Here is a 26923-nt window from a genome sequence, read left to right on the forward strand (position 1 = left end):
ATACGCATTGATCGCGCTCGGACTTCAAACCAGTCAACGGGTCTTGTCTCTACGCGCCGCCATCCCCAACGAAGACAGGACGCTGATCTTGCGCGAAGTTGCCAAGTGGGAAGAGGATGGATTGATCGAAACTCATCGCGCCGAGGAGATTCGACGACGATATAATCCCGACATCCACACGAGTATCGCGATCAAGCAACCCGCGCCTGCCAAAACGATCGCCGAGCCAATATCGAAAGTCGAACCATCCGAACCTTCGGCTCCACCGGCGCTTCACCCTGAAACGCCAAAACCGACCGTCCAACCTCTGCCCGCGTCAATGCCAAGCATGTCATTGACGCAGGTTCTATTGAGCGAGACAAGCGCGCGGATCTATTTGTATCTCGGCGCGTTCTTTGTGATCGCGGCGGCGGCGATCTTAGCCGCGCTTGTTGAATCCGCGCGGTTACCCGTTTTGCTGATCGCCACGATTATTTTTGCCGCAGGCGCAGTGGGGTTCAAAAAGCGATTGCCTCAACCCAGTTTTGCGTTTGCCGTAATCTTTTCCTTCCTGCTCCTCATCGATGCGGGCGTGATCGCCGATCTCCTAAGCATGCCCACAAGGTTCAACGGTTTATATTGGTCTGCTGTCTTCATCATGATGGCGGTCATTTGGGCGTTCGACACATGGTTCTATCAATCGCGCATATTCAGCATGACATCGTTCGCAGGACTCACACTCGGTGGGATTCGTCTCGTGACCGCGTTCGCAGGATCTCTAGACTGGATAATAGCCACGGCGGGAATCTCCGCATTCATCGGCTTGCTCGGTGTGTACAGCCTCAAGAGGTGGAAGGGTACTACTTTTGCCCTGCCATTGTTCATCTCTACCCAAGCAGCGCAAGGAATGACTCTAATCGCTTCTGGAATAGCGATCATTGTGAATCTCTTCAAGTCAAGCATCACAGCCGATATTTGGATCGCAAATATCCTGACGTGCCTCGTTGTCGTATTGTACTTCGCCGCGAGCGATCTGATCATTCCGTTCGTGCTTTTCCCTTGGGCGGCTGTCGCTTCTCTTTTCCTCATCCCCTTCCTGTTCCTCTCCATGTTTGACGCGCCCGCGCCCGCAATGATCGCCGGCTTCGGCACGTGGGGCGCGCTTATGGCCTTCAGCAGCGCTATTGCAGGCCGCTTGAAAGACGATCTAGCTCAGAAATATCAATACCCTCTGCTCGCTTTGTCCCTGCCGCTGTTTTCGGTAGCGATTCTCTGGGGCTTGGCGGAAGGGGTCACGTATGCGTTCGCCGCATTCCTTGCCACAGGCATTGTGTATGCCTTGGTCCACGCAAGCCAACCGCGCTGGTATGTGTGGACAGCCGCCCTGCTCGCCGGGCTTGGCGCATTCCTCTCGTTCTTTGCATTGCCTCCCATAAAAACAATGGAGATATACATTGGCTATCGGTTATTACTGGCGAGTATGCTATTGCTCCTGCCCGAGTTATTCTTCACAGGTCCGCTTAGCATCAAGCGCGTCTGGAACTGGCCCCCCGTCGCTCTGGGAATTGGCGTAGTTGGATTCAACATGCTGGTCGCGTATGTATTCCTCACCGAAGGCGCGCTGTACTTCGGTTATGCGGCGATCATTTTCGGCGTCTATGCGCTTTTGTCTACGGCATATGCCTATCGATTCAAATCTCCTACAATTGGCTATCTTGGAACTTCGTCTTTTGCATTAACGGTCGTCTACATGTTGGCGTTTTTCGAACTCGACGTACGACTTCCTGTTCTCACCTTCTTGAGCGCGATGTACTACCTCGGGGGAACCGTCCTCAGAAGCATGAAACAAACCAAAGCATTGGGTATGGTGTTTAGTTACAGCGGACTTGCGCTTGGGATATTCTATTCACTGGTCGAGTTTTTGACTCCCGCGCAATACAGCAGCGTGGAGAATGCGTTTCCAATCGCCATCGCCGCAACGCTGTTCGCGGCAGAGGCATTCGCGCGCCGCAATGTGTGGCTGGCATTTCCCGCGAACGGTTTGTATCTGACCTCATATTACACCCTGCTCATCAGACTCAACGTGGACGAACCCCAATATTTCACCATCGGTGCGGCGTTATTAGGCATGTTGATGCACTATTTGCTCGATCGCGCAAAGAGCAAAGAGGGCGCATTCCTGATGGGCATGGCTTCGCAACTGGTCTTGCTTGGCACTACTTACATTCAAATGTTATCCACCTGGTTGCTTGGTTTCTTCCTGGTCTTGTTCGTGCAATCGCTTGTGATTCTTGCGTACGGCATCGTCATACGCTCGCGCAGTCTCGTGCTTGCGCCGATCGGCTTTGTTGTGCTGGGGACATTAACGATCATTTATAGCGCGCTGAAAAACCTCTCGCTCGTCGTCATCATCGGCACGACGGGACTTATCTTGCTCGCGCTTGGCATCTTTGCTGTGCTGGCGCGCGAACAAATCACCGCGCTGGCTGGGCGCTTCAGAGATTGGAATGCATAGAAAGGAAGCCATGAAAGAGCCGTCTATCTCCAATCTATTCGACTAATCGCCAAAGACTGCCTTCACCAGCGCGGGCAAAATCTCGCCCGATTTGCCTTGAATGAAAAAATCCACCTTGGAGGTAAGCGGCGTCGGTTCCATATTGACTTCCACCACCACTGCCCCATTATTCTTCACGGCATACGCCAACGACGCGGCGGGCTGGACAACGCCCGATGTGCCAATGGAGAAGAAGACATCGCAGGCGCGAGCCGCTTCAACCGCCGCTTCAAGCTGGTCGCGCGGAAGCGACTCGCCGAACCAGACGACATCCGGGCGGAGCAAGCCGTCACAGTGAACACAGCGGGGAACGGATTCTGAATCTTCATCCCACGTTTCGGCAAACTCTCCACATTTGGAACAGCGCACGCGTTGGATGTTGCCATGCAGTTCGAACAGGTTGCGAGTCCCTGCCATGCGATGCAAACCGTCTACATTTTGAGTGATGAGGGTAAATTGGGGAATCTTCGATTCGAGCTCAACGAGGGCGTAATGACCGGGATTGGGTCTCACCCCTTTGATGGCTTCACGCCGCCACGCGTACCAATCCCAGACGAGTTTGGGGTTGCGGGCAAAGGCTTCGGGCGAGGCAAGGTCTTCGGGCTTGTATTGCGCCCAGAGTCCCGTCTGCGAATCGCGGAAGGTGCGGAGTCCGCTTTCTTGCGAGACGCCGGCTCCGGTCAGCGCGACCAGTTTGCCCGTCCGTGAAAGAAGCGAGATCAATTCAGGAGGAAAAGTCACGAGAGGTCAATACGGCCGGCACATTATCAGGGAGAGCGTCTTATCGTACACCTGCGAGCGGAAGAGTTCCACGCCGTTTTTATCGTAGGCGACCAGTTGATATTCGACCCAGGCTTGGATGAACCAGTAATATTTGCGGATGTTCTTTGCGCCAACCTCATAGATGAAGGTTCCATTCTTGCCCGGCAGCATTTCGACGGAACTCCAATCGCCCAGCAACATGGTATCCGATTTTTCGCGCGGGCGCATGAACAGCAAAACATAATCGGTGTGGATGATATCCGACACGAAAGCAGTGACCTTGATGGAGCGCGGCGAGCAGGGACCGGAATTCCAATAGACCGCGCCGCCGGAGAGCAGGATGGTGAGGAAGCCTTTATCGACTGGCGTGAAAAACGATTCGCCAATCACCGTGGAAGGCGCTTTAAACGTGGGGGTTGGAAATGGCGTGGAGGTTTCAGTTTGATCTGGCACAAGCGGCGTGGCGGTTGGGGTAAACGTGACCGGCGTGGGCGTCAGTGTGGCGAACAGGTCTACCGTTGGAAACAACGTAACGGTGGGTTGCGGCGTGGGCGTATCCTGCGGGATCGGCGTGGGGGTGGCGATCATTTCGAGAATCGGAGCCAGCCCCCCACAACCGTTCATCAAGAATGCGGCAGCGAGCAGAATGGGGAATAATCGCTTCATGAAAAATCCTCTGTGCAATCGATGGTCATCAAGGCATATTCATCGCCCGGCAACTGGTGAGCGAGATATCGACGCGCGAAACGATCGAGCGGCTCAACACCGTCAGCCCCACCGTTGAGGCAACGAATTGATATTGAAGCCAGGCGTCTTGAAAATCTTTATACTCGGCGATCTGGTCGATATGCAGGGTGTAGAAATACGTTCCCCTATCGTTATCGTTCATGATGGCGCCCGCGCCCCAGGGAGTTTTTCGCCCGCTGTATTTATCTTGCAAGCGGACGAAGAGCAACACGTAGCGAAGTCCGCGCTTCTTCATGACGGTGGTGATCAACTTGACCGACCGCGCGCCGTCGCATCCATACCCCCATACGAGTTGGTTCGTGGACCTTTGGGCGGATACAAACAACTGCGGACCGGGCGTGAAGAGGCTGACGTCGAGCGGCTCAAGCGTAATGGTGGGGCGAACCGTAGGCGTAAAGGTGGGGCGCGGCGTTTCCGTCACGCGCGGCGTCCCGGTGGGAGGGGTTGTGGTCGCTTTCGCTGTGTTGATCGCAAACAGATCGGGGGTGAATGTATCGGGCAAGCCAAAAGCGGTTGGGGTTGGACCCTGGGTGTTCGTCTGCGTGGGTTGTAGAAACGCCAAAGAGTCGGGAAGCGAGGCGCAACCGGCAAGGAGGGAGATGATGGCGGTGATGATAAAAAATCGTTTCATGAAATACCTTTGATATCAGGTTTCAAACCGCATTGTCCACTACTCGGCGTTTATCTTTGCGAGCAACATAGACAAGGAACCGTACAGGTCGACTACGGCTCCCATTGCGGTTGCCAATCGGGGTCGGGGTTGACAGTCACCTGCCGCATATCGGTTCCGTCGGCGCGCATGATAAATATATCAGCCTGATCGTTATTTCGCAACGAGTTGAAGGCGATCCACTGACCGTCCGGCGAATAGGAACTGGCGGCGTTATTGCCTCCGTCGGTGAGTTGTGTGGCGGTCTGCGCCGCAACATCGACGCGGAAGATATCCTTGTCGCCATCGGGTCCCGCGTAGATCAGCAGGTAGCGCCCATCCGGCGACCAATCAAGGCTACCACCGATTCCAGCGAGGTTGCGTGTTAACTGCCGGACATTCGAGCCATCTGCCCCCATGAGAAAGATTTGATATTCGTTCGGGTTATTCACCGCCATGGCAAAGGCAATAGTATTCCCGTCCGGCGACCAGTCTGCCGCCACGATGGTGTCTGCCCCGGTGTAGAGCAGGCTGGCGTTTTCGCCGTTGTTATCCACCATCCACAGGGAAGTTGGACCTGTGCCGGCGCGGTTGGCAAAGAGGATTCGTTTTCCATCCGGTGAAAAGCTGGGAGAAATCACATTCCCAATGAAATCCGTCAGGCGGATCAATTTTGCCCCATCGAAGATAAAGAGAAACAGGTCGAACGCGCCGCCGTTTTGGTTCGAGGCGTAGACGATGGAGCCGCCCTTCGGCGAATACACGGGATAATAGTTATGCGCCTCCACGTTTGTGAGTTGCTGGTATCCCGTCCCGTCGGCGTTGACCCAGCACAGCTGGTTGAAATCGCCTCGCGTGCAGGTGAAGATGATCCGCCCGATGTTCGGCTTGGTCGGCAACGGGAGCGGCGTGCGCGTGGGGAGCGCGGTAGGCAGGTCGGGGTTTTCAACGTTGACCGTCGTGACATCGATCTGGTTGACGGGAATGAGGAAGCATAAACCAACCGCAAGGAGCGCCAAAAGCAAACCAAAAGGCAGGCGGAAGCGCGATTCGCCACCGCGCCGTGAAAAGATTCGTCGCCGGGACATGAGGGAATTTTAATCGCTTCCGTTCATATCAAATTTTGGAAAATAGTTGTAAATTCGTTTGAAAAGTTGTACAGTAGGGTATCGTCATCAGGGAACTGAGCGCGACTCATGAGTAATTCAGAGACCCAGCCTTTCCAAAAATCTCTTCTCCAGATCCTCAAGGATACGGGTATTTACGTCCCTGTCGTAATCGCCTTTATCACCTGGGTTTTCGGTCTTGCCCCAGCGCCATATACCACCACAACCGCCACGCTTGCGATCCTAATCGCAGCCACGCTCCTCGCGGGGATTCGCCTGCCCCAAATAACCCGCCGAAAAGACGACGCGCCCGCAGGCGGCATTCTCGTCGTTGGAGAGCCGCGCAAAACCATCCCGTTTTGGAGTCGCGCGGTTGACCCTCTCCGGACTCACAGCATTCACTCATACATCCATCCGCTCTTTCGCAGGCGTGTAGAAATCTTGTTGATTGTGGGGCTTCTGGTTTTTTCGATCATAAACGCCATCCGAACTTTCAGGGACATGCAGGATGAATTTCTTGGGTTGCAAGATTGCTTCGGCTCGCGCAAAGAGGGCTCTTTATTTGTGGTCATTGCCGAATTTTCCCAATCGGATACTCTGCCGAAGATCGAGATCGTGGAAAATTTACACGACCATCTCATCAGCAACCTCGATGAAAAGAGGTTCAGGGTCTGTCGTTCAAGCGTCAACAATCCGATCAAACTGCGCGTGGACGCGTTGGAACTTGCCGACAAGACCAAAGCGGATATGATCATTTGGGGCAGTCGCAATATCGCATATAAGGTTCATATTGAATTACCCAACTGGGATCGCGCCAACAGCGAGGTCTCCAATCTTCCCGCCGACGAGACCGGCGATTTCAATTTCATTGAATTGGAAACGCGGCATCTCGGCTACCTGACGGAATTTACCCTCAGCGAGATCCTTTTCGAAGCGGGCGAGGTGGAAGAGGCGCAACAACGGATCGAAGAAGCGCTTGCCCGCGCCGAGATGGAAAATCTGGGCGTATCCATACCGAACGATCTCGCAGAGGGCTATTTTTTGAAAGGACTTATGTTTGATCTCGGCACAGTCTTGGGCTCTGGGCAGAACCCCAGCCCGAATTTAGAAAAGTCAATTCAGGCTTATTCCCGTTCCGTCGATTTGAACAAAGAACACTACGCCGCGCGTCTCAATCTAGGCAATCTGCATCAGGAGAATGGGGAGACGGACAAGGCGTTCGAGGATTTCACTCAGTTAATTCTAGATCCAAATTCGCCTTTCATTGCCATCGCTTACATCAACCGCTCTGCCCTGCAACCCACACGCGAGGCGACAGAAAGCGACCTGACTGCCGCGATCGAACTCTCACCGGCAGAAGGCTACTTTTTTCGCGCCATCGCTCGCAGGGAATGGGGCGATGTTGCGGGCGCGCTTGCCGACTTTGCCAGCGCAATTGCTGAAGAGCCTGATAATCCCATTCCTTATCATGTGTTGGGAATGTTTCAACTCGAGGAAGGCATGTATGAAGATGCCCGGCACACCTACGAAACGCTCGCGCTGTATCTAGACGATGAGTTTCGAGAAACTGTCATAGATGAACTTAATGAACTTGGCGAGTCTCAGCCTGAAACCAAAGCCACAGTAGCTGAAATCATCAAGGAGGCGCTGAAAAAATAAAACCTCATACTCACGACTCTATTGTACGGCTTCAACCAGATCGATGAAAGGAAAAAACCATGGATGGGCAATTCCAAAAAACAACCCCTCCCGTGCCGATCGATCAACATTACCGGGTCTTCCAAGAGGCGGAAGAAAGCATTAAAGGTCAATTGGCTGAGGGAGATCACTATCTTCTACTTTGCGGATTGGAAGTCGGTTATGCGCCGGAGAGCGATGCCGGCGACTCGCCGACCTTCCCGTACGCCATGAGGTTTGGGTACCTCGAATCGCTTGATTGCGCGATGGACAACGAAAGCGAAGAAATCAGCGAAAGCGATTGGGAAGAGCAAACTCGCGGGTCGCTCTCAGCACACCCGCTCCCGATCGAGTACCTCGATAAGTTATATGAACAGGCTAAGGCTTCGCTTGAATCCACCACGGGCGCGCAGCTGGTCGTAGGGTTAAAAATCGTCCTATACGGAAGCCCTTTGATGGGATATAGCATTGGGTGTTTGTGCGGCAGGAGAGGTCAACGGCGAAGAAAGTACTGCTACTACGACAAACGCAAACATAAGAATAAGTGCTACTGCACTCGAAAACTGTGCTAACCGAATCCAGAAAAAACCGCAGGCTGATGCCTGCGGTTTTTTTCGCAGTCAGAACGATGGAAAGAAGCCACGTAATTCGCCCGCTCTTCGGCTACAATTACCACACCGCCAGTAAGGCAACCTTCAGTTGCCCCACTTTTCCCGCGCAAAGCGCCGAACTTAACCGAAAGAATACAGAACACAGGTGGCTGACGTTTTCTGGAAGCGCCGAACAAAGCATTTTTAGCCACACCGTTCGTGCCGCGAGACGGCAGAGTGCGCAGAGAACCTTGAGATTTTTTCTCAACGAACTCTGCGTTGTCTGTGGCAAAGAAGAGTCATACTTTCTCGATTCGGCGCCCCCCGTTTTCTAACGCCAACTACTTTCCACATCCTACCCAAGAGAAACTCATGCCATCCTTCCCCATTGCCCCCAAACGAGACCACCTCATCACCCAGCACGGAAAAACCCGTAACGACGAGTACTATTGGCTCCGTGAAAAAGAGAACCCGGAAGTCCTGGAGTATTTACGCGCCGAAAACGATTACCTCGATGAAGTTCTGGGACACACCAAACCTTTGCAAGAAACGCTCTTCGCCGAAATGAGGGGAAGACTCAAAGAAGCCGATTCAAGCGTCCCTGAGAAGCGAGGCGGGTACTTCTATTATCAGCGCATGGAGGAGGGCAAGTCCTATCCCATCTATTGTCGCAAGAAAGGCTCGCTTGAAAGTCCCGAAGAAATTTTGCTCGACCACAACGCGCTGGCGGAGGGTCACGACTTCTCCAGCGTCGGCGCGGTGGAGGTTAGCCCCGATGGCAACACGCTCGCGTACACGCTGGACTACGAAGGGAACGAAGCGTACACGATCCACATCCGCGATCTGATAACCGGGAAGAAGTTCGATGAAACGATCCCCAACACGTCGGGCAGTGTGTACGAACTCGGCGGCGTGGAATGGGGCAACGACAGCGAAACGATCTATTACATCACCCTCGATGCGGCTCTGCGCCCCGATACGCTGTATCGCCATAAGATCGGAACCGACCCATCGCGCGACGAACTGCTTTTTCACGAAGCCGATCAGTCGTATTTTTTGTGGATGCATAAAACGCGCGACGACAAATACATCATGACGTATCACCACAGCACCAACACGCGCGAGATGCGCTTCCTCTCAGCAGACGATTCTCAAAGCGAACTTCGCGTCGTGCAGGAACGCATCAGCGGGCTTGAGTATTACGCCGCGCACCACAACGGGAAATTCCTGGTCGTGAACAACGACGGCGCGAAGAATTTCAAACTGAGCATAGCGCCTGTGGAGCGCCCAGGGAAAGAGAACTGGGTGGACGTTATCTCCCATCGTGAGGACGTATTGCTGGAGGGCGTGTCGGCATTCCAACATCACATCGTGTTGCGCGAACGCACAGGCGGGCTGAGGCAGATCCGCATTTGTAACCCAAGCGACATGAACGACTCCCGTCTGGTGCAATTCCCCGAACCCACGTATTCCGTCGAACTTGAGAACAATCCCGAATTCGACTCTCACCTGCTTCGCATCACTTACTCCTCCTTCATCACGCCAGCCATGATCGTCGATGTCGACATGAACACCGGCGCATGGGATGTAAAAAAAGTGGCTGAAATTCCCAGCGGCTACAACAAAGAAGATTACGTTTCCGAACGCATCCACGCCACCGCGCCAGACGGCGCGCGCGTGCCTATTTCCATTGCGTATAAAAAGGGACTGGCGCGGGATGGGCAGAATCCAACCCTCCTGCATGGATACGGCGCGTACGGCGCCATCATCGATGCGGAGTTTGCGCCCAGCCGCTTCTCTCTTCTGGACCGTGGGTTTGTGTTCGCCATTGGACACATTCGCGGCGGGCTGGATATGGGCCGCGCCTGGTACGAAGGCGGACGCGTTTTTCACAAGAAAAACTCTTTTACCGATTTCATCGCCTGCGCGGAACATCTGATTAAAGAGGGCTACACCTCGAAGGAAAAACTTGGCATCATGGGCGTGTCTGCGGGCGGATTGCTCGTCACCGCCAGCCTGACCATGCGCCCGGACTTGTTCAAAGCCGTGGTTGCCAAAGTGGCTTTCACAGATGTGGTCACGTCGATGAGCGATCCGACCATCCCATTGACCACGCTCGAATGGAACGAATGGGGCAACCCCGAAATTCAAGATGAGTTCGAGTGCATGATCTCCTATTCGCCGTACGATAACGTTCACAAGACCGCCTACCCGAACATTTTACTCACCACCGGTTTGAATGACCCGCGGGTGGCGTATTGGGAGCCTGCCAAGTTCGCCGCCCGCCTGCGCGCCAACAAAACCGACGACAACCTGCTCGCGCTCAAAACCAATTACAGCGCGGGGCACGCCGGCTCCAGCGGACGATACGACCACCTGAAAGAGATCGCGCTCGAGTACGCCTTCCTGATCGACCAGCTTGCCGCCGAGCGAACAAGCGTATAATCTAGAAATTCAGCAACAGAACGGAGAAATTCATGGACCGCTATCTTGTCGAATCACATCACGAAGCGCGCGACTGCGACGCCATCATCAAAGAGATCAACGCCGCGGGATATTTGCATTATTTCGAATGGGGGTGCCACGACGGTGTCCATGCCGGTTGGGCGATCATCGAAACCGATAACCGCGAACATGCCCGGCAGATCGTCCCCTGGCAGATCCGCGATAAGGCGCGCGTGGTCAAGTTGGAAACGTTCGGCTCCGCAAAGCCGCACACGAAGAAGGAAATTTAAAACAAGTCGCCACGAAATTTTTTGCAAAATCCGCCTAATTCGCGCCTTTCGCGTTACAAATAAACTCGAACGGGATGGCTTGATTCATTTGGACAAGCGCAAAACTTTGTCATTACTTTTTGAAAAGCAACGTAAACGTTGCCTCACCAAGTCATACGCAAACAAAAAGCGACGCTGTTGGAGCGTCGCTTTTGATTTGCGTTACGACGGGCGCGACGCTGGTTGTTGCGCCGCAAGTTCCTCGAGCATTTTGGTCGTCAGCGATTTGGGTCTCTCGATGGGTTGCCCCAGCGCGCGCGCCCACACGTAGTTAGACGTCACGCCCAACGCGCGGCCAACGCCGAACAGAACGGTATAAATCTCGAATTCCCGCACGCCATAGTAATATTGCAACGTGCCGGAGATCGCGTCTACATTTGGCGCGGGGCTTTTAGCCTTCCCCTGCTCTTTCAAAACGGCAGGGACCACGTCCAGCACCATCTCTGCCAGTTTGAGCAAATCAAAGTCCGGGAAGCGCGTTTCGGCAAACTCCAACTGGGCGGTAAAACGCGGATCGATCACGCGCAACACGCCGTGACCATACCCCGGTATGACGTGACCCGCATTGAGCGTATCCCATGCAAATTTATAGAGATCGTCGCGAGTGGGCACCCCCCCGAACTTCTTGCGCACCTCCAACAGCCAGCCCAGGCTCTCTTGGTTCGCCAACCCATGCAATGGACCCGCCAACGCATTCAAGCACGCGGAGAAAGAAAGATACGCGTCCGAAAGAGTAGAGCCAGCCAGATGCATGGCGTGAGCCGAGGCGTTCCCCGATTCATGGTCGGAATGAATGATGAAGTACATGCGCATCAATTCCGCGTAGCCTTTTTTGTCGCCCACTTTCATCATACGCGCAAAGTTCGCGCCATAATCCAGTTTCGGGTTATACCGCGGGATCTTCGTTTCGTTGAAATATTTCAGCCGATAGATGAACGCCGCAACCAACGGCAGGCGCGCCGTCAGGTCGAGCGAATCTTCGAGGGCGGCATTCCAATATTGATCTTTTTTCATCTCGTGATATTTTTTCGCGAACACCGACTCGTTTTGCATGGCAAGCACAGCCTGCGAAAGGAGCGTCATCGGATGGGCGTCTTTGGGCATGGCGCGCAGTACTTTGTACACATGCGCGGGCACATGAGCGCGTTTTGCCCATTCGGCTTCCACTTCAAGAGCCTGCTCTTTTGTGGGAACTTCACCCACCATGAGCAAGTAATACAACCCGCCAACAAGCGGAATCTTATTCCCGCGTCCCTTGGGCAATACCTTCAACGCTTCTTTGACGGTCAACCCCCGCAGGCGTATTCCCTCGGCCGGGTCAACCGAAGAAATATCCGTGTACAGTCCCTTAATATCGCGCATCCCGCCCAGGATCTCGCCAATGGTCACCGTATCGACCACAACTTCCGCATGTTCCTTCGCCAGCGCGCGGATACGCTCGCGCCACGACGGCAATTGCGTTTCGATCTTATCGTAAATAATCATGTTTCCTCCAAAAGGTGCGGGGACGAAGAGCCGGCGTGTCCCCGTTCAAAATTTATAGAGATACTAAGTTCTTCAACGCGTCGTGCGTTTCGCGCACTGCCGCGGCAGACTTCTCGAGCATAACTTTCTCATCAGCATCCAGCGCGTATTCCACAATGCGAACCATGCCGCCGCGCCCCAATTGCACGGGCGCGCCGAAATACATATCGTTCAATCCATACTCGCCGTTCATATACGCCGCGCAGGGGACAATGAGATTCTTGTCTTTGAGAATCGCCTCCGCCATTTGAGCGCAAGCTGCGGCAGGCGCGTAGTATGCGGAACCGGTTTTCAAGAGGTTGATCACTTCCATGCCGCCCTTGCGCGTGCGCTCAACGATCGAAGCCAGCCGTTCGGCGGGAATATAATCTCGAAGCGGAATGCCCGCCACGTTCGAGTGGCGCGTCAGCGGAACCATCTCGTCGCCGTGACCGCCCATCACATAGCAATTGATATTCTCCACGCTCACCCCGGTCTCCAAGGCGACGAACGCGCGCATCCGCGCCGAGTCGAGCACGCCCGCTTGACCGATCACACGTTCGCGCGGTAAGCCGGTCTTCTTCATCGCCAGATACGCCATCGTATCGAGCGGATTGGTTAAGATTATGAATATTGCGTTCGGCGAATATCGCAGCGTTTCAGTGGCGGCGTTTCCCACAATTTCCGCATTGGTCTTCAACAAATCGTCGCGACTCATGCCGGGTTTGCGGGCAATGCCGGCTGTAATGATGATAATATCCGAATCTTTCGTTGCCCCATAATCGTTCGTCCCCACAACAGAAACATCCTTGCCGATGATCGGTAACGCTTCGAGCAGGTCCAACCCCTTGCCTTGCGGCATCCCCTCCACAACATCCACCAGCACAACGTCGGCAAACTCGCGTTCCGCCAGCCAGTGCGCGGTAGTCGAGCCTGTCATCCCCGCGCCGATGATGGAAACTTTATTCATTTGGTTCCTCCAGAATTTTTATAGAAATGAATTTTATCCGAAATTTTCGGATTATTACATGTCATTTACGCGCAAACACCGCATGACAAAAAACAGGACTTCCAACCTTCGGAAGTCCCGTTCGCTTCATTCCACAATTACGCTTGATTCCTCCGCCTCAAGGAATCGCGTCGCCTGAATAGCCGCCGCCGCTCCCATCCCTGCGGAGGTGACCACCTGCCTGAAATGCGGGTCCGCCGCCTCCCCTGCGGCAAACACGCCCGGCACGCTCGTCTCCATTTTGTCGTTGACCCTGATGTACCCGAGATCGCTCATCTCCAGTTGACCTTTGAACATCTCGGTGTTCGGCGTGTGACCGATGAAGATGAACAAGCCATCGGCTTTGTAGATCGTTTCCTCGCCGGTCATCACGTTTTTGAGCTTCAACGATTCCATCTTCTCCGCGCCAACCACCTCGGTGACGATCGTATTCAAAATAAAATCCACCTTGGGGTGTTCCTTCGCCCGTTTCTGCAAAATCGAACTGGCGCGAAACTCCTCGCGGCGGTGAATGATCGTCACCGACGAAGCATAGCGCGTGATAAATAAGCCTTCTTCCAACGCGCTATCGCCGCCGCCCACGATCACCACTTTCTTGTCTTTAAAGAACCAGCCATCGCACGTGGCGCAATACGAAACGCCGCGACCGGTCAATTCCACTTCGCCAGGAACGTTGAGATGGTTCGGGCTGGCGCCTGTGCCGACGATCAACACATCAGCCAGATAATTCCCGCTATCCGCTTCCACTTTGAACGGGCGCCGGGATAAATCAACCCAATTTGCCGAAGCAAACTCAGTCACCGCGCCGAAATGTTCCGCCTGCTTCTGGAACAATTCACCCAACTGCGCTCCGCCAACTCCATCCGGGAAGCCGGGGTAATTTTCGATGGTGTACGTCAGCGCGGCTTGCCCGCCCAACTGCAAGCCGGTCAACACCACCGGCTCTAGCTCCGCCCGCGCGGCATATAACGCGGCAGAATACCCAGCGGGACCCGAGCCCAAAACCAATACTTTTACGTGTTTTTCGTTTTCGTTTAAAGACATGTGCTAACTATATTCCTCACTTGAGATAGTTCGTCGCTATTCAGACGGCTTGGTTTCAAGATATGTTACCAGCCCGAATTGTAACAGCGTAAGAGAAATGTTTGAGTTTCAATTTGGTTAGGGAGTGGCGAAACAAGTATGTAAAAACCATCTTTACCACAGAGAACACTGAGTCCGCAGAGAAAAAATCTCAACTTAATCGGACAATACACCTAATTAATACTGATGTTACGCAGACTTGCTCAACGGCGGTCTGTGACCGTCGTTTTACCCTATGCCTTATCTCTTTCTGGTAATCCGCAGGATCACAGACTCTGCGGGAGCAGGAATGTGCGTAACGTCAGTTAATAATCTCCGTGACTCAAAACGGAGTGGATTAAACTCTTAATCTGCAACATCTTGCGAGTGATACGCCGACCGTTCAATCTTCCATCCGCTCGATCCTCGCGCCAAGCGCGCGAAGTTTGACATCCACATTTTCGTAGCCGCGTTCGATCTGGCTGATGTTGCGGATCGTGGACTGTCCCTTCGCGGCAAGCGCGGCGAGAAGTATCGCCATGCCCGCGCGGATGTCTGGGCTTTCAAGATTTTCACCGTACAGTTGATTCGGTCCCTGGATGAGACAACGATACGGGTCGCATAAAATGATCTTCGCGCCCATGCCAACCAGCTTGTCGGTGAAATACATGCGTCCGGAGAACATCCAATCATGGAACATGATCGAGCCGGTTGCCTGAGTCGCTACTGTGATGGCGATGCTGATCAAATCGGTGGGAAAGGCGGGCCACACGTTGGTTTTGATTTCGGGAATCGCGCCATCCAGATCGGGAGCGATCGCCAACTCTTGACTCTCCGGCACGATCAGATCATCCCCATCTACCTGCCAGCGGACACCCATACGCTCAAAGACATGGGCGATCATTTTGAGGTTTTCAACGCCGGCATTTTTTACACGGATACTACCCTTCGTCACCGCCGCCGCGCCCACGAAACTCAGCACCTCAAGATAATCGGGTCCAATGGTAAATTCGCCGCCATGAAGATTTTTTACGCCGTTGATGTGAAGCGTGTTCGAGCCGATCTCTTCGATGTTTGCGCCGAGCGCGTTGAGAAAGGAACACAACTCCTGCACGTGCGGCTCAGATGCGGCATTGTGAATGACCGTTTTCCCTTTCGCCGTGACCGCCGCCATGATGGCATTCTCGGTGGCGGTCACGCTGGCTTCATCCATCAAGATACTCGCCCCGCGCAACCCATCGGCTTGAAAGGTAAAGCCGCGATCATATTTCACATCCACGCCGAGGGCGCGGAGCGAAAGAATGTGCGTATCGAGCCTGCGCCGCCCGATCACATCTCCGCCCGGCGGGGGGAGTTTCAAAGCGCCGACTCGCGCGGCTATGGGGCCCGCAACCAAAATGGAGGCGCGGATGCGGCGGCAGAGATCGGCGTCGAGCGAATCGGGGCGAATATCCCGCGCTCTGATCCGCCAGGTTTTTTCATCCAACTCATCCACCTGCGCGCCGAGGCTTTCGATCAACTGCTTCATGATCAGCACGTCTTGTATGCGGGGAATGTTCCGCAGGATCACCGGCTCATCGGTCAAAATACAGGCGGCAAGCAAAGGCAATGCGGCGTTCTTGTTTCCCGACGGCGTGACCTCGCCGCGTAACGGAACGCCGCCTTCGATCAAAAATTTTTCCATTGTATCTCCTGAATATTTCGCAAAGATTGTAAGTCAGATTATCGGCTTCGACAAGAAGTCCTCGCGCCGCCAACCAGACATTACAGTTGACTTACACAACAAAATCGTATCTTTTTTGAATTTATCCATCGACTATAATTTGCGTTATGAATGTCGTTTTGTTGATTCCGGTTGCGTTGGGCTGGCTTGGCGGGTTGCTCGTTAATTACTTGTCGGATACCCTGCCGCGCACAAGACGCCTTAGCCCACCGGTATGCCGCAACTGCGAATCGCATATTTTATGGTTTGATTATGTAACCCTGCGCCGATGCCGAAACTGCGGGATCGTTCGCAGTCTGCGGACGTGGCTGACGCAGTGTATCCTCATCGCTTCTTTCCTCTACGTGTGGCTGAATCCGCCCAAGTCGCTTGGTCTGCCCCTCGGCTTGATCGTGCTCTTGTATTTCGCGGTCATCACGGTCATCGACCTTGAGCATCGGTTGATCTTGTTTCCAACCAGCGTGTTTGGCGCGTTGTTGGGGTTATTTAGCGGCACATTTCTTTATTACAACGGGTTTCAAAAACCTTTGCTTTCGGCGATCGGCATTTCTTTACTGGGAGGCTTGATCGGGTTCGCTGTGATGTTCCTGCTGTATCAAGCAGGCACGCTCGTCGCGCGGTATCGCGCAAAGAAAATGGCAGCTGATGGACTGATAGACGATGAAGAAGAGGCGCTTGGCGGCGGGGACGTGTATCTGGCCGGCGTGCTCGGGCTGATGCTCGGATCGCGCTTCATCCTGTACGGCTTGGTCGTTGGAATCTTGATCGGCGGCGTGGTCAGTTTGGCGCTCGTGCTGGCGCTTCTGGCGCAAAGACGATATGCAAACAACTCGCTGATGACCTTCATCCCCTACGGTCCTTATCTTATCGCCGGAGCGGTCTACATGTTATTTCGCCCGTAGTACGAATGTCGCATTGGACTATACAACCCCGGAATTATACTTACTGGAATTCGCCCCCGGTTCGCTGAACCCGCCCTTTCTGGCGCGCTTTTCTAACAAAGATGTAATCGTTACAGGAGCGTAAGTTCTTCTTTAAGCCCTAGCATGGGTAGTATAATGTTTTCGTGGTCTATCGTTTAAAGAAACGCGCAGGACAAATGAAAAATCACATTCGAAACTTGTTAAAGAGAATCTCCCAGCGTGAACTCGCCGTATTGCCGCGCAAATCCAGGGCGCAAAGCCTGACAGAATTTGCGATCGCGTTGCCGGTCTTGTTCATTCTTTTATCCGGTGTGGTTGAATATGGTTTCGCGTTGAACTATTATCTTTCCCTGCTCGACGCCACGAGAGAATCCGCACGTTACTACAGCAAACTCGATCCTTTTCTCTATGATACCGACAGGAACGTCGTTGGAGACAACCCTCTCTTTTACGGAGGCGCGGCCGGTATGGCATTAAACAACCTCGATCCAACTTTGGATCCCGCGTTTGCAGATGATCCGTACGTGGGAAGAATCATTCCGCTGAATCCGGTAACAGATGAGGTCATCGTCACTGTATACTCGAAGTCGAATAGCGGCGTCGTGAGTTACCCAACTGCCGGGTCGTTCCGCCTCTTTGCGAGCGATACCGAATCATTGTTCACCAGCGAAGAGGTTCAAGGATTGTTCGAGAGCGGCACGCCCGACGCCGGGTTACTCATTGTGGAAGTCCATTACACCTACAACGCGGTCATGAATCTGCCCTGGACTGCGGCGTTGTTTCCCATGAAATTAAGGGCATATACCATCATGCCCCTCCCCGCCGCTGATCCATAATCGATCAAGGCGCCACTTAACCAAGAGATTTGATAACTATGAAACGATTTAAAAAATGGTTCCGAAACACAGAACGCGGACAGGCGATCTTGATCATCGCGTTCGCCATGGTGGGGCTGGTCGCATTTGTCGGTCTCATGACCGATGGCGGCGTTTTATTGATCGAGTACGGCAAATTGAAACGAGGGATCGACGCCGCCGCCGTTGCCGCATCCCAGCAGTTTCGCCGAGGATTTAACGGCGAGGATTTAGCCGCCGCGGCAAGAAACTTTCTTGTGCTCAACGAATCCGACGCCACCGAAATCCTCATCTATCGCTGTAAAGAAGGCGAGGAAAGCGTCGTGGATGGCACGCTTCACGATGTTGAACTTTGCACAACCCCGCGCCGTAAATTGGTGCGCGTGGAAGCCAAGCGCATGGTTAATTTTGGCTTTCTACGAATTTTGGGGATAACCCAAAGGGAGATTTCAGCCACTTCCGTTGGTGAAGCCGGCTCGATCGACCTTGTGCTGGTGATCGACACCTCCGCCTCCATGGCATACGACACCTATACGGGTCCTAATGCCAGACCGGACTTGAATACGACTGACGGTCCAACTAACGATGTGGGCAACCCGGTAGATGACGAAGACCCGGCCGTTTGCAACATTTCAGTTGACACCCCCTGTCAGCCGCTTGAGGATGTGAAAAATGTGGCGCAGGATTTTCTGCAGACCATGTACTTTCCGTATGATCGCGTTGCTGTTGTGGCATTTACAGGACAGGAGTTAGACGGCACCGCAACCCGTCAACACGTTACGGTGCTTCCCCTTTCCGATACCGAGAATGATGTAAGAGATGCAATCGAAAGTTTGAAAGTGTTTAGACCCCCCGACTGCGTGAAGGATGGCGCTTCACCCGATCCTGATTCTCCGACTGAAGGACTCTGCAGGAATCTTAATGATTCAGGGGTTTTTATACCATTTGATTGCGCCCGCTTACGTCATTCTGATTTTAAAGACCTATCCTCATGCAATTCAAGTAATATCGGCGGCGCCCTGACAAGGGCGTGGTCAGTATTTACCGTCGGCGACGTCCGCCCCGAAGCGGTTTGGGTGACAATTTTGCTCGCAGGCGGTCCAGCAAACGCCACCGATACGCCTCAGGCTGATCAAGCGAAGCCGAAACCTCCACTGGGCTGGACCCCGGAGCCTTCTTTTCATCCGTTTGGGTTCTGCCCATCGATCTCCCCTCCCTGCCGCGATGGCGACGCTTCTAATCGAAACGCCAAGGGATCTGCCGATTATGATGCGGATGATTTCGCCAGAGATAGCGCGGACGCTGTGGCAGACCCAACTAACGGAGGCGGTATCACCATTTACACAATCGGACTTGGCAATCTGATTAAAAACTCTCCAGTGGGCGACCCAGATGAAGCGGAGAAATTATTGGAATATATCGCTGAGGATGCCGGCGGAAGTTCTGCAAGTCATGGCTTGTATTTTTATGCGCCAAACAGCGACGATCTTGCCGCAATCTTCGAAAAGATCGCCAATGACATCTTTACCAAGATCGCCAAGTAGAAGAATTTCTTAATGTAGCGACAAGGATGTTCGCGTGAACAATGATAAAATAACGGGTATTCGTATGAACAACTATCGACCGAAAACCAACCGATCTGCCCCCAAGCCGAAGGCGCAAGCGGTGATCGAGTTTGCGCTGGTCCTGCCGATCTTATTGCTTGTACTGATCGGGATCATGGAAACCTCGCGCCTGCTCTTCGCCTGGCTGATCATCGAAAACTCCACCCGTTTTGGAATTCGTTACGCCACCGCCGGGACGTATGAACCCATCTACTGTCAGGGATACGATGGCGGAATCTGCGACTCGGATACGGAAACCGACGCCGCTCGCCTTCCCTCGATCAAGGACGAAACCACGCGCATCGTGATCGGTTATCTTCTCAGAAACGCCCGTTTTGAAACGGTCGCGAATACCGAGGATTTGTTTTTCAACGTGACGGTCTGCGGCTCCAAAGAAGAAGGGTATGACTTCACGCCTCCAGTCATGAGCGAACCGATCTACGCCAACTGCGAAGAAATCAGTAATCCTGGTATAACAAAAGAGTTTGCGGGGTCTCCAGGCTATCGTGTGTACGTGGCGGCAGACTACAACTTCCGATTCATCGTCATGCCGGCCTTTGGCGTCGAACCATCCATGATCCATCTTGCATCGTACCGCATGGGGTACGTGGAATCCTTCCGCGCTGTGCGCGCTATCAACACCCCACTCGGATGGGAAGTGACTTCGATTCCCCCCACGCCGACGAATACCCCTACCATCACCAATACTCCTTTGCCGACGGATACCCCCACCGTTACTAGCACACCTACATCGACCGTCACTTCCACTTCAACCAATACGCCGACGATCACGCCTACGATCACCCAAACAAGAACGCCAACCTATACGCCGACGCCGAGTTGTAATTTGTTCACCGCCGGCAATTTCAGCCAATCGACCACAAGCGGCGGATACCCGCGCGTAAATATAAACCTCATCAATAGCAGCACATCCAAAGCCGCGATTCAAAGCCTGACGTTCGTCTGGACCGCCTACGACGCCGCGAACCCGGGACAGACCCTGGACCGCTGGTCCTTTAATAACACGACCATTGACAATACAGACGATGGTGCCTCGCCAACAAATTGGACAAACCCCGGTGGGCTAGGCTCGCTCGTTGATCTTCCCGCCAGCACAAGCCGACAATTACGGTTTACCTATTTGAACCTCGACGGCGCCTGGCCCGGAATCGTGCCTGCCAATTCCTTTGGATTGATCGTGAACCTCGACAACGGTTGTACGATCACGGTGACGTCTCAGGCAACCCCCACGGTCACGGCTACTCGCACTGCCACTGGCACGGCGACCATCACGCGCACGCCAACCATCACGCGCACGCCAACCATCACACGCACGCCAACCATCACACGCACGCCGACGCGCACGCCAACCATCACACCGACACCAACCATTACGCGCACGCCGACGATTACAAACACGCCGACCATCACCTTCACACCGACCATCACATCGACGCGCACGCCGACACGGACGCGCACGCCTACGGCTACCGTCACGCGCACGCCCACTGTGACCCTCACAGTGCCGTCGCCGACGCGCACACATACGAGAACCGTCACACCGACAGTCCCGTCACCGACACAGACGCGCACGCCCACACCGACAGCCACTGTCCCGACGCCGACACGGACACCTACATCTACCGTCACGCGCACACGGACTCCGACACCTACGCACACGGTTCCTCCGCAATCACCGACGCCTACCGTCACGCCGACGCCTACTGTATGCTTCGACTGCTAGTGAAGCGCTAAAGATAAAGTAAAAACAAACCCGCCGATTGATTTTCGATCGGCGGGTTTGTTTTGCGATATAATGCCGCCACTTATAGAAAGGAGGCTCGCACACCAATTCAATCGGGAAAGTCAGCGCATGAACTTTAGTTTGTTAGTTTGTTAGTCGAATAGTCTGATCATTGTTGCCTTAGGCAGTGGTATGACTGTAAGAGTACGCGGTTGAAAGACTATCAAAACTAAAGTTGACGAGGATAAGGGTTCTCCATCGCGAGGTGGAGTTAATCTCGTCGCTGGTTGAGTAGTTCCGCGTGCAATTCGCGGAACGTATCGAAACCACTGACGAGAGAAAATCGAAAGTTCGGCGGAAGCCCTTCGGGTGAGCCATCGCCCGTTATTCTTTCCCTCCGAAAATACAAATCCGTAAAGAACACTGCATGAGTGATCAGGCAGGCAGAGACGCGGGTAATGGCACAATCACAAGACTGGAGACCAGAGACTGACCAAGTCTCTACTCTCTAATTCTCTAGTCTCTTAATTTCGGAGGACTCCCCATGTGTGGAATCGTCGGATACATCGGCGCGCGTGATGCGACGCCGATCATCCTCAACGGCTTGAAACGGCTCGAATACCGCGGATATGATTCGGCTGGAGTCGCTGTCATCAGCGGCGACCAGCTCGAAGTCCGAAAAGACGCGGGCAAGTTATCCCAACTAATTGATCTTGTCGAGAAATCTCCCATCGCAGGCGCGCCAGGGATCGGTCACACGCGCTGGGCGACTCACGGCGCGCCGAACGCGCGGAATGCGCATCCGCATCTCGGGCAGACGAAGCGCGTCGTGGTCGTGCAGAACGGCATCGTCGAAAATTTTCTCGAACTCAAAGATGAACTGACCGCCGAGGGCGTGGAATTTCAATCGGAGACCGACACCGAGACCATCGTGCATCTCGTGGAGCATTACCTTGCGACGGGGATCGGACTGGTGGAAGCGGCGCGCAAAACGTTCAACCAGATCCGCGGCGCGAACGTGGTGGTGCTGATCTCTGCCGATGAACCCGATAAGATCGTGACGGCGCGGATCGGCAACGCGGGCGGCGTGGTGATCGGCATGGGCGAAGGCGAAAATTTTGTCGCCAGCGATACGCCCGCGATCATGGATCACACGCGCAGTGTCATCTTTTTGGAATCGCGGCAAATGGCGGTGGTAACGCGAGACACGGTGACCATCGAAACGCTCGACGGCGCAAAAGTAAAACCACAAGTGCATAATGTTTCGTGGGACCCTGTCGCGGCGGAGAAGGGCGAATATCGCCACTTCATGCAAAAGGAAATCCACGAGCAGGTGCGCGCGTTGACCGACACACTCGCGGGTCGCGTGGACTTTGCCAATGGGAAAATCCGTTTGCCCGATCTCAAGTTGACCGAAGAACTCGCGAAAAAAATCGAGAAGATATACATCACCGCGTGCGGCACTGCCGCGTATGCGGGGATGGTTGGAAAATATTTGATCGAGAAGATCGCGCGCGTGCCTGTGGAAGTGGTCATCGCTTCGGAATTTCGCTACAGCGACCCGATCTTGAACGACAAGACCGTTGTGCTTGCCATCTCGCAATCGGGCGAAACGGCGGACACTCTCGCCGCGATGGAAGAGGGACGACGCAAAGGCGCGGTGATCTGGAGTATCGTCAACGCCATCGGTTCGCAAGCCATGCGCGTCTCGGATGGCTTCATCTCAATGCAAACGGGACCTGAGATCGGCGTTGCTTCGACCAAAGCCTTCACCGCCCCGCTCGTGGACCAGTACATGCTGGCGATCCTGCTCGCCGATTTGCGCGGCACGATCAACGAAAAGCAACGCAAAGAACTCGTCGCGGATCTGCGACTCGTTCCCGATCTCGTTAGCCGCGCGCTTGACCGCGAAAGTGAAGTAGAAAAGGTTGCTCAAACGCTGAAAGACATCCGCGATTGCTTGTATCTCGGTCGCGGCATCAACATGCCCATCGCGTACGAGGGCGCGTTGAAGTTGAAGGAGATTTCATACATCCACGCGGAGGGCTATCCCGCGGGCGAAATGAAACACGGACCCATCGCGTTGATTGACGAACACATGCCCGTCGTATGCCTCGCGCCGAAAGACCCCTGGCATGAGAAGATGATCTCGCAGATCCAGCAGGCAAAAGCGCGCGGCGGGATGGTCATTGCGATCGCCACTGACGGCGATGAATTGATCCACGGCATGGCGGATCATATCCTGTGGGTACCGGACTCGCCGTGGATGCTCTCCCCCATCGTGACGGTGATTCCGCTACAATTGCTCGCGTACCACATCGCCGCCCTGCGCGGACTGGATGTAGACCAGCCGAGAAATCTGGCGAAGAGCGTGACCGTGGAATAAAATGGGGACGCTGATTCACGCTGACAACGCAGATTCTTTTTCTTTTGAATCAGCGAAATCTGCGTTTTTCAGCGTCCAAATTGGCTTTGTAGTTTATTTGCGGAGAATCAAACATGCGCCCCGACTGGGACTCGTACTTCATGAAGATCGCCTTCGCCGTGTCAGAACGAAGCACCTGTGACCGCGCCTTCGTCGGCTGTGTGCTTGTCACCGACAAGCGCATCCTCACCACAGGCTTCAACGGCTCGCCCAAGGGACAGGGTCACTGCGACGAGATCGGTCACCTCATGGTGGACGGGCATTGCGTCCGCACGATCCACGCGGAGACGAATGCCATCATCCAAGCCGCGTTGCACGGAGTCTCCACCAAGGGCGCGACGTGTTACGTCACCCACCTTCCGTGCATCAACTGCACGAAGGCGCTCATCAACGCGGGTATTGCGCGAATCGTGTATAGCGTATCCTATCGAACCGACGAAAACGCCGTGAACTTCCTGAACGCGGCGAAGATTGAAGTGGTGCAAAAAGAATTCAACATGGTATAAAAAGTGACTGTCACCTTTCAGGTGACAGTCACTTCGTTTACTCGCCCGGGATCATCAACCACAACAGCAAGTAGATCAAAACCCCAGGCACGCCGCCAGGGATGAAGGCGATCAGCATCCCCAGTCGGAACCAGAACGAACTGATCCCGAAGAAGTCCGCCAACCCGCCGCACACTCCCGCCAACATTCGGTTGCTCCGCGAACGCCGCAGGGCTCTCTTTTGATTTGCGATCATTTTTGCTCCTTTTCACCTTTTCTACGCAAGTCAAATTCAAAAGTAGCAATCCGAATATCCCTGAGTTGCAATACAACTTTTGGCTTGATGACCCATTGGGAGAGTTTTATTCTCTATGGCTAAATCGAATCTGACCAGGCTGAACAACCACAAACGCATTAACCAATTCGTCACCATGCCGTTCCACCAATTGCAAGACTGACTGCCCAAGTTTGGAACGAACATTGTTGGGATAACGAATAAGAATCACCCCCGCAGAAACAGCATGGCTGGCGAACACCAGCCAGCCAAAATCCTTGTCTTCGGTCAACAGAATCCGATTCTCGCGATACGACTGCTCGATCAATTCGCGGTCATCGGAGCGTTACATGTATTCACCGACTGCTAGAACATCATACCCCTTGGAACGCAAAGCGCGGACAACGGCAAAGTCACAACTTTCATCCGCGAGAAATCGCAGATCGCTCATACCGCGGTCGCGAGAATAATCGTTTCGTGCGCCAATGCGCTGGCGGCATAGATTAACGCCGCTTGAATATCAAGTTTTGTCAAGCGCGGATAAGCGTCCAGCAGATCGGTTTCGGTCGCGCCTTCGCTCAATTTACGGAGAAGCAACTCGACAGGGATTCGCGTCCCTTTGATAACGGGCTTTCCCAACATCACCGCAGGGTTGACTTCGATCCTCGCAAGAAATTCTTCAGGCATAGGTTCGCTCCTTTCAATAAACACGGCGATTATACCAAGAAGAAATTCCTATTTTCCACCCATCTTCCTGCTTATGGTTTGATTGTAGCGAATCCCAGAAACCCACTTTCCACTTTCTTCTTTCCAGTCAGGTTATAATCAAAAGTAGCAAGCCAAACTACCCCTGAGGTATAAAACAACCATGAGAGCATGATCTACTCCTCCACCCCCAGTTCCAAAGCAAAGCAAGCCGTTGCCGACGTTTCGCACACCCCCTTCTGGCTCGACGACCCAGCCAAACCCAACCCCGAACCGCCATTAACTCAAAATATTTCCACTGACCTGCTCATCATCGGCGCAGGTTATACCGGCTTATGGACCGCCCTGCTCGCCAAAGAGGAAGACCCGAATCGCGACATCCTCATCCTCGAAGCGGGCGAATCCGCCATCGGCGCCAGCGGGCGCAACGGCGGATTCATGGACGCGTCCATCACGCATGGATTCGTCAACGGGCAGGCGCAATGGTCGCGCGAGATCAAAACGCTCCACGCGCTCGGTCTCAACAACCTCGCGGAGATCGAAACGACGCTCGCGCGCCTCAACATCGACTGCGATTACCAGCGCACCGGCGAGATTGACCTCGCCACCGAGCCTTATCTTCTCGAAACATTTCGTGAAATCATCGAACTCGCAAAGCAATACGACATCCATTTCGAGTTTCTCGACCGCGACCAAATCCAGCGCGTCGTCAAATCGCCCATCTTCCTCGGCGGGATCAAACGATTCGATTCGTCCATCGTCAACCCCGCGCACCTCGCATGGGGACTTCGACAAGCCTGCTTGAATCTCGGCGTGCGGTTATATGAACACTCGCCCGTCACACAATTGATCGAAGAAAAAAACAAAGTCATCGCGCGCACATCCCACGCGAAAATTACGGCGAACAAAGTCGCGCTCGCTACCAACGCCTTTCCCCCGCTCATCAAAGAGATCAAGCGTTACGTTGTCCCCGTCTACGATTACGCGCTGATGACCGAACCGCTCACCGCCTCGCAACGCGACTCCATCGGCTGGCGCGGGCGCGAGGGACTCAGCGACGGCAACAATCAATTCCATTATTTCCGCACAACGATTGATGGTCGAATCCTCTGGGGCGGATTCGACGCCGTCTATCATTGGAATAACGGATTCGGGAGTCGCCTCGAAAACCGACCCGCTTCGTTCGCCCTTCTGGCTGACCACTTCTTTCAAGCCTTTCCCTCCCTTGAAGGGACTCGCTTCACCCACGCCTGGGGCGGAGCGATCGACACCTGCTCGCGCTTCAGTCCGTTTTGGGGGACGACGCATCACGGCAAGACCGCTTACGCGATGGGCTACACCGGACTCGGCGTTGGCGCGACTCGCTTCGGGGCGCAAGTGATGCTCGACATTCTCGGCAACAAGAAAACCGAACGAACCGAACTGGAGATGGTCCGCACCAAACCGATTCCCTTTCCGCCCGAACCGTTGCGTTCCATCGGCATCAACCTCTCGCGCTGGTCGCTGGCGCAGGCAGATAAGAATCAAGGCAAAGAAAATCTCTGGCTCAAAGCCATGGACTTGTTCGGTCTTGGGTTTGATAGTTGATAGAATCCGTTCAGTCCGCAGTTGAACTGCGGAGGCATCAACGTTGTCCCCTTGGAAAAAACCTGGGGCTGTCTAAAAAGGGGAGGACAGCCCCTCCTCAGTTGGGGAAAAGTTTAATACAATAGGGAGATGAACAACCGAAACCTCACCTTCAAGCCGTACGCAATGGAGCAGTTGAGTCTGCTGC

24 protein-coding genes are annotated in these 26923 nt (G+C 54.0%); 13 read left to right on the forward strand and 11 right to left on the reverse strand.

Annotated features, from left to right (window positions below):
* Nucleotides 1-2494, forward strand: a 2494-nt coding sequence (locus tag AC16KF_RS00660) for a hypothetical protein (RefSeq protein WP_484035349.1), incomplete at its 5' end; no start/stop codon positions are given.
* A gap of 42 nt (nucleotides 2495-2536) precedes the next feature.
* Here the strand turns inward: AC16KF_RS00660 and AC16KF_RS00665 are convergent.
* The 4 genes from AC16KF_RS00665 to AC16KF_RS00680 all read right to left on the reverse strand — a co-directional run bounded on the left by AC16KF_RS00665 (nucleotide 2537) and on the right by AC16KF_RS00680 (nucleotide 5779).
* Nucleotides 2537-3274 (reverse strand): SIR2 family NAD-dependent protein deacylase, encoded by a 738-nt coding sequence (locus tag AC16KF_RS00665; protein WP_484035350.1) that lies wholly within the window; start codon nucleotides 3272-3274, stop codon nucleotides 2537-2539.
* A 6-nt stretch (nucleotides 3275-3280) separates the two neighbouring features.
* The gene (locus AC16KF_RS00670; RefSeq protein WP_484035351.1) at nucleotides 3281-3961 is read right to left on the reverse strand and encodes a hypothetical protein; all 681 of its coding nucleotides are present in this window, start codon (nucleotides 3959-3961) and stop codon (nucleotides 3281-3283) included.
* A gap of 28 nt (nucleotides 3962-3989) precedes the next feature.
* The gene (locus AC16KF_RS00675; RefSeq protein ID WP_484035352.1) at nucleotides 3990-4673 is read right to left on the reverse strand and encodes a hypothetical protein; all 684 of its coding nucleotides are present in this window, start codon (nucleotides 4671-4673) and stop codon (nucleotides 3990-3992) included.
* 92 nt (nucleotides 4674-4765) lie between these two features.
* Nucleotides 4766-5779, reverse strand: coding sequence for a hypothetical protein (locus tag AC16KF_RS00680; RefSeq protein ID WP_484035353.1), 1014 nt, complete (start codon nucleotides 5777-5779; stop codon nucleotides 4766-4768).
* Between the two features lie 108 nt (nucleotides 5780-5887).
* Between AC16KF_RS00680 and AC16KF_RS00685 the strand changes: the two genes are divergently transcribed.
* The 4 genes from AC16KF_RS00685 to AC16KF_RS00700 all read left to right on the forward strand — a co-directional run bounded on the left by AC16KF_RS00685 (nucleotide 5888) and on the right by AC16KF_RS00700 (nucleotide 10799).
* Nucleotides 5888-7456, forward strand: a complete 1569-nt coding sequence (locus AC16KF_RS00685; protein WP_484035354.1) for a tetratricopeptide repeat protein — start codon at nucleotides 5888-5890, stop codon at nucleotides 7454-7456.
* Nucleotides 7457-7515: 59 nt separating this feature from the next.
* Complete coding sequence (locus tag AC16KF_RS00690; protein ID WP_484035355.1) at nucleotides 7516-8046, forward strand: hypothetical protein; 531 nt, start codon at nucleotides 7516-7518, stop codon at nucleotides 8044-8046.
* Between the two features lie 390 nt (nucleotides 8047-8436).
* Nucleotides 8437-10509, forward strand: a complete 2073-nt coding sequence (locus AC16KF_RS00695; RefSeq protein ID WP_484035356.1) for a S9 family peptidase — start codon at nucleotides 8437-8439, stop codon at nucleotides 10507-10509.
* A 32-nt stretch (nucleotides 10510-10541) separates the two neighbouring features.
* A complete protein-coding gene (locus AC16KF_RS00700) occupies nucleotides 10542-10799 on the forward strand; it encodes a hypothetical protein (protein ID WP_484035357.1) in 258 nt (85 codons plus the stop codon).
* 201 nt (nucleotides 10800-11000) lie between these two features.
* Here the strand turns inward: AC16KF_RS00700 and AC16KF_RS00705 are convergent, their stop codons facing one another.
* From AC16KF_RS00705 to murA, 4 genes are all read right to left on the reverse strand, one after another.
* Complete coding sequence (locus AC16KF_RS00705; RefSeq protein ID WP_484035358.1) at nucleotides 11001-12323, reverse strand: citrate (Si)-synthase; 1323 nt, start codon at nucleotides 12321-12323, stop codon at nucleotides 11001-11003.
* A gap of 52 nt (nucleotides 12324-12375) precedes the next feature.
* The gene (gene mdh, locus AC16KF_RS00710; protein ID WP_484035359.1) at nucleotides 12376-13311 is read right to left on the reverse strand and encodes a malate dehydrogenase; all 936 of its coding nucleotides are present in this window, start codon (nucleotides 13309-13311) and stop codon (nucleotides 12376-12378) included.
* Nucleotides 13312-13437: 126 nt separating this feature from the next.
* Nucleotides 13438-14394 carry a thioredoxin-disulfide reductase gene (gene trxB, locus AC16KF_RS00715; RefSeq protein ID WP_484035360.1) on the reverse strand — a complete coding sequence of 319 codons (957 nt, stop codon included), beginning with the start codon at nucleotides 14392-14394 and terminating at the stop codon, nucleotides 13438-13440.
* A gap of 421 nt (nucleotides 14395-14815) precedes the next feature.
* On the reverse strand, nucleotides 14816-16096 hold the full coding sequence (murA, locus tag AC16KF_RS00720; protein ID WP_484035361.1) for a UDP-N-acetylglucosamine 1-carboxyvinyltransferase: 1281 nt from the start codon (nucleotides 16094-16096) through the stop codon (nucleotides 14816-14818).
* Between the two features lie 146 nt (nucleotides 16097-16242).
* On the opposite strand from murA, the gene AC16KF_RS00725 reads away from it, so the two are divergent.
* The 6 genes from AC16KF_RS00725 to AC16KF_RS00750 all read left to right on the forward strand — a co-directional run bounded on the left by AC16KF_RS00725 (nucleotide 16243) and on the right by AC16KF_RS00750 (nucleotide 24191).
* The gene (locus AC16KF_RS00725) at nucleotides 16243-17037 is read left to right on the forward strand and encodes a prepilin peptidase (protein ID WP_484035362.1); all 795 of its coding nucleotides are present in this window, start codon (nucleotides 16243-16245) and stop codon (nucleotides 17035-17037) included.
* Between the two features lie 197 nt (nucleotides 17038-17234).
* Nucleotides 17235-17894, forward strand: a complete 660-nt coding sequence (locus AC16KF_RS00730; protein ID WP_484035363.1) for a TadE/TadG family type IV pilus assembly protein — start codon at nucleotides 17235-17237, stop codon at nucleotides 17892-17894.
* 38 nt (nucleotides 17895-17932) lie between these two features.
* The gene (locus tag AC16KF_RS00735) at nucleotides 17933-19456 is read left to right on the forward strand and encodes a hypothetical protein (RefSeq protein WP_484035364.1); all 1524 of its coding nucleotides are present in this window, start codon (nucleotides 17933-17935) and stop codon (nucleotides 19454-19456) included.
* A 64-nt stretch (nucleotides 19457-19520) separates the two neighbouring features.
* Nucleotides 19521-21260, forward strand: coding sequence for a TadE/TadG family type IV pilus assembly protein (locus AC16KF_RS00740; protein WP_484035365.1), 1740 nt, complete (start codon nucleotides 19521-19523; stop codon nucleotides 21258-21260).
* A gap of 544 nt (nucleotides 21261-21804) precedes the next feature.
* On the forward strand, nucleotides 21805-23646 hold the full coding sequence (glmS, locus tag AC16KF_RS00745) for a glutamine--fructose-6-phosphate transaminase (isomerizing) (RefSeq protein WP_484035366.1): 1842 nt from the start codon (nucleotides 21805-21807) through the stop codon (nucleotides 23644-23646).
* A gap of 113 nt (nucleotides 23647-23759) precedes the next feature.
* A complete protein-coding gene (locus AC16KF_RS00750) occupies nucleotides 23760-24191 on the forward strand; it encodes a deoxycytidylate deaminase (protein WP_484035367.1) in 432 nt (143 codons plus the stop codon).
* Nucleotides 24192-24228: 37 nt separating this feature from the next.
* Here AC16KF_RS00750 and AC16KF_RS00755 read toward each other — a convergent pair whose 3' ends face one another.
* Together AC16KF_RS00755 and AC16KF_RS00760 are read right to left on the reverse strand one after the other, a co-directional pair.
* Complete coding sequence (locus AC16KF_RS00755) at nucleotides 24229-24426, reverse strand: PspC domain-containing protein (protein WP_484035368.1); 198 nt, start codon at nucleotides 24424-24426, stop codon at nucleotides 24229-24231.
* Between the two features lie 106 nt (nucleotides 24427-24532).
* The gene (locus AC16KF_RS00760; protein WP_484035369.1) at nucleotides 24533-24736 is read right to left on the reverse strand and encodes a DUF5615 family PIN-like protein; all 204 of its coding nucleotides are present in this window, start codon (nucleotides 24734-24736) and stop codon (nucleotides 24533-24535) included.
* On the opposite strand from AC16KF_RS00760, the gene AC16KF_RS00765 reads away from it, so the two are divergent.
* Nucleotides 24692-24814, forward strand: a complete 123-nt coding sequence (locus tag AC16KF_RS00765) for a hypothetical protein (RefSeq protein ID WP_484035372.1) — start codon at nucleotides 24692-24694, stop codon at nucleotides 24812-24814. The genes AC16KF_RS00760 and AC16KF_RS00765 overlap by 45 nt on opposite strands.
* A gap of 77 nt (nucleotides 24815-24891) precedes the next feature.
* On the opposite strand, the gene AC16KF_RS00770 is transcribed toward AC16KF_RS00765, so the two are convergent.
* Nucleotides 24892-25131 carry a DUF433 domain-containing protein gene (locus AC16KF_RS00770; protein ID WP_484035370.1) on the reverse strand — a complete coding sequence of 80 codons (240 nt, stop codon included), beginning with the start codon at nucleotides 25129-25131 and terminating at the stop codon, nucleotides 24892-24894.
* A 189-nt stretch (nucleotides 25132-25320) separates the two neighbouring features.
* On the opposite strand from AC16KF_RS00770, the gene AC16KF_RS00775 reads away from it, so the two are divergent.
* Nucleotides 25321-26736: an NAD(P)/FAD-dependent oxidoreductase gene (locus AC16KF_RS00775; RefSeq protein ID WP_484035371.1), complete on the forward strand. Its 1416-nt coding sequence runs from the start codon at nucleotides 25321-25323 to the stop codon at nucleotides 26734-26736.
* Nucleotides 26737-26923 lie beyond the last annotated feature (187 nt).

The sequence above is a fragment of the Candidatus Defluviilinea gracilis genome (assembly GCF_057138825.1).

What these genes read in the sequence shown, in the direction of transcription:
- AC16KF_RS00670 (WP_484035351.1), bottom strand. Translation starts at nt 3,961, where the DNA reads ATGAAGCGATTATTCCCCATTCTGCTCGCTGCCGCATTCTTGATGAAC.
- AC16KF_RS00675 (WP_484035352.1), bottom strand. Translation starts at nt 4,673, where the DNA reads ATGAAACGATTTTTTATCATCACCGCCATCATCTCCCTCCTTGCCGGT.
- AC16KF_RS00680 (WP_484035353.1), bottom strand. Translation starts at nt 5,779, where the DNA reads ATGTCCCGGCGACGAATCTTTTCACGGCGCGGTGGCGAATCGCGCTTC.
- AC16KF_RS00685 (WP_484035354.1), top strand. Translation starts at nt 5,888, where the DNA reads ATGAGTAATTCAGAGACCCAGCCTTTCCAAAAATCTCTTCTCCAGATC.
- AC16KF_RS00690 (WP_484035355.1), top strand. Translation starts at nt 7,516, where the DNA reads ATGGATGGGCAATTCCAAAAAACAACCCCTCCCGTGCCGATCGATCAA.
- AC16KF_RS00695 (WP_484035356.1), top strand. Translation starts at nt 8,437, where the DNA reads ATGCCATCCTTCCCCATTGCCCCCAAACGAGACCACCTCATCACCCAG.
- AC16KF_RS00700 (WP_484035357.1), top strand. Translation starts at nt 10,542, where the DNA reads ATGGACCGCTATCTTGTCGAATCACATCACGAAGCGCGCGACTGCGAC.
- AC16KF_RS00705 (WP_484035358.1), bottom strand. Translation starts at nt 12,323, where the DNA reads ATGATTATTTACGATAAGATCGAAACGCAATTGCCGTCGTGGCGCGAG.
- mdh (WP_484035359.1), bottom strand. Translation starts at nt 13,311, where the DNA reads ATGAATAAAGTTTCCATCATCGGCGCGGGGATGACAGGCTCGACTACC.
- trxB (WP_484035360.1), bottom strand. Translation starts at nt 14,394, where the DNA reads ATGTCTTTAAACGAAAACGAAAAACACGTAAAAGTATTGGTTTTGGGC.
- murA (WP_484035361.1), bottom strand. Translation starts at nt 16,096, where the DNA reads ATGGAAAAATTTTTGATCGAAGGCGGCGTTCCGTTACGCGGCGAGGTC.
- AC16KF_RS00725 (WP_484035362.1), top strand. Translation starts at nt 16,243, where the DNA reads ATGAATGTCGTTTTGTTGATTCCGGTTGCGTTGGGCTGGCTTGGCGGG.
- AC16KF_RS00730 (WP_484035363.1), top strand. Translation starts at nt 17,235, where the DNA reads ATGAAAAATCACATTCGAAACTTGTTAAAGAGAATCTCCCAGCGTGAA.
- AC16KF_RS00735 (WP_484035364.1), top strand. Translation starts at nt 17,933, where the DNA reads ATGAAACGATTTAAAAAATGGTTCCGAAACACAGAACGCGGACAGGCG.
- AC16KF_RS00740 (WP_484035365.1), top strand. Translation starts at nt 19,521, where the DNA reads ATGAACAACTATCGACCGAAAACCAACCGATCTGCCCCCAAGCCGAAG.
- glmS (WP_484035366.1), top strand. Translation starts at nt 21,805, where the DNA reads ATGTGTGGAATCGTCGGATACATCGGCGCGCGTGATGCGACGCCGATC.
- AC16KF_RS00750 (WP_484035367.1), top strand. Translation starts at nt 23,760, where the DNA reads ATGCGCCCCGACTGGGACTCGTACTTCATGAAGATCGCCTTCGCCGTG.
- AC16KF_RS00755 (WP_484035368.1), bottom strand. Translation starts at nt 24,426, where the DNA reads ATGATCGCAAATCAAAAGAGAGCCCTGCGGCGTTCGCGGAGCAACCGA.
- AC16KF_RS00765 (WP_484035372.1), top strand. Translation starts at nt 24,692, where the DNA reads ATGGCTGGCGAACACCAGCCAGCCAAAATCCTTGTCTTCGGTCAACAG.
- AC16KF_RS00770 (WP_484035370.1), bottom strand. Translation starts at nt 25,131, where the DNA reads ATGCCTGAAGAATTTCTTGCGAGGATCGAAGTCAACCCTGCGGTGATG.
- AC16KF_RS00775 (WP_484035371.1), top strand. Translation starts at nt 25,321, where the DNA reads ATGATCTACTCCTCCACCCCCAGTTCCAAAGCAAAGCAAGCCGTTGCC.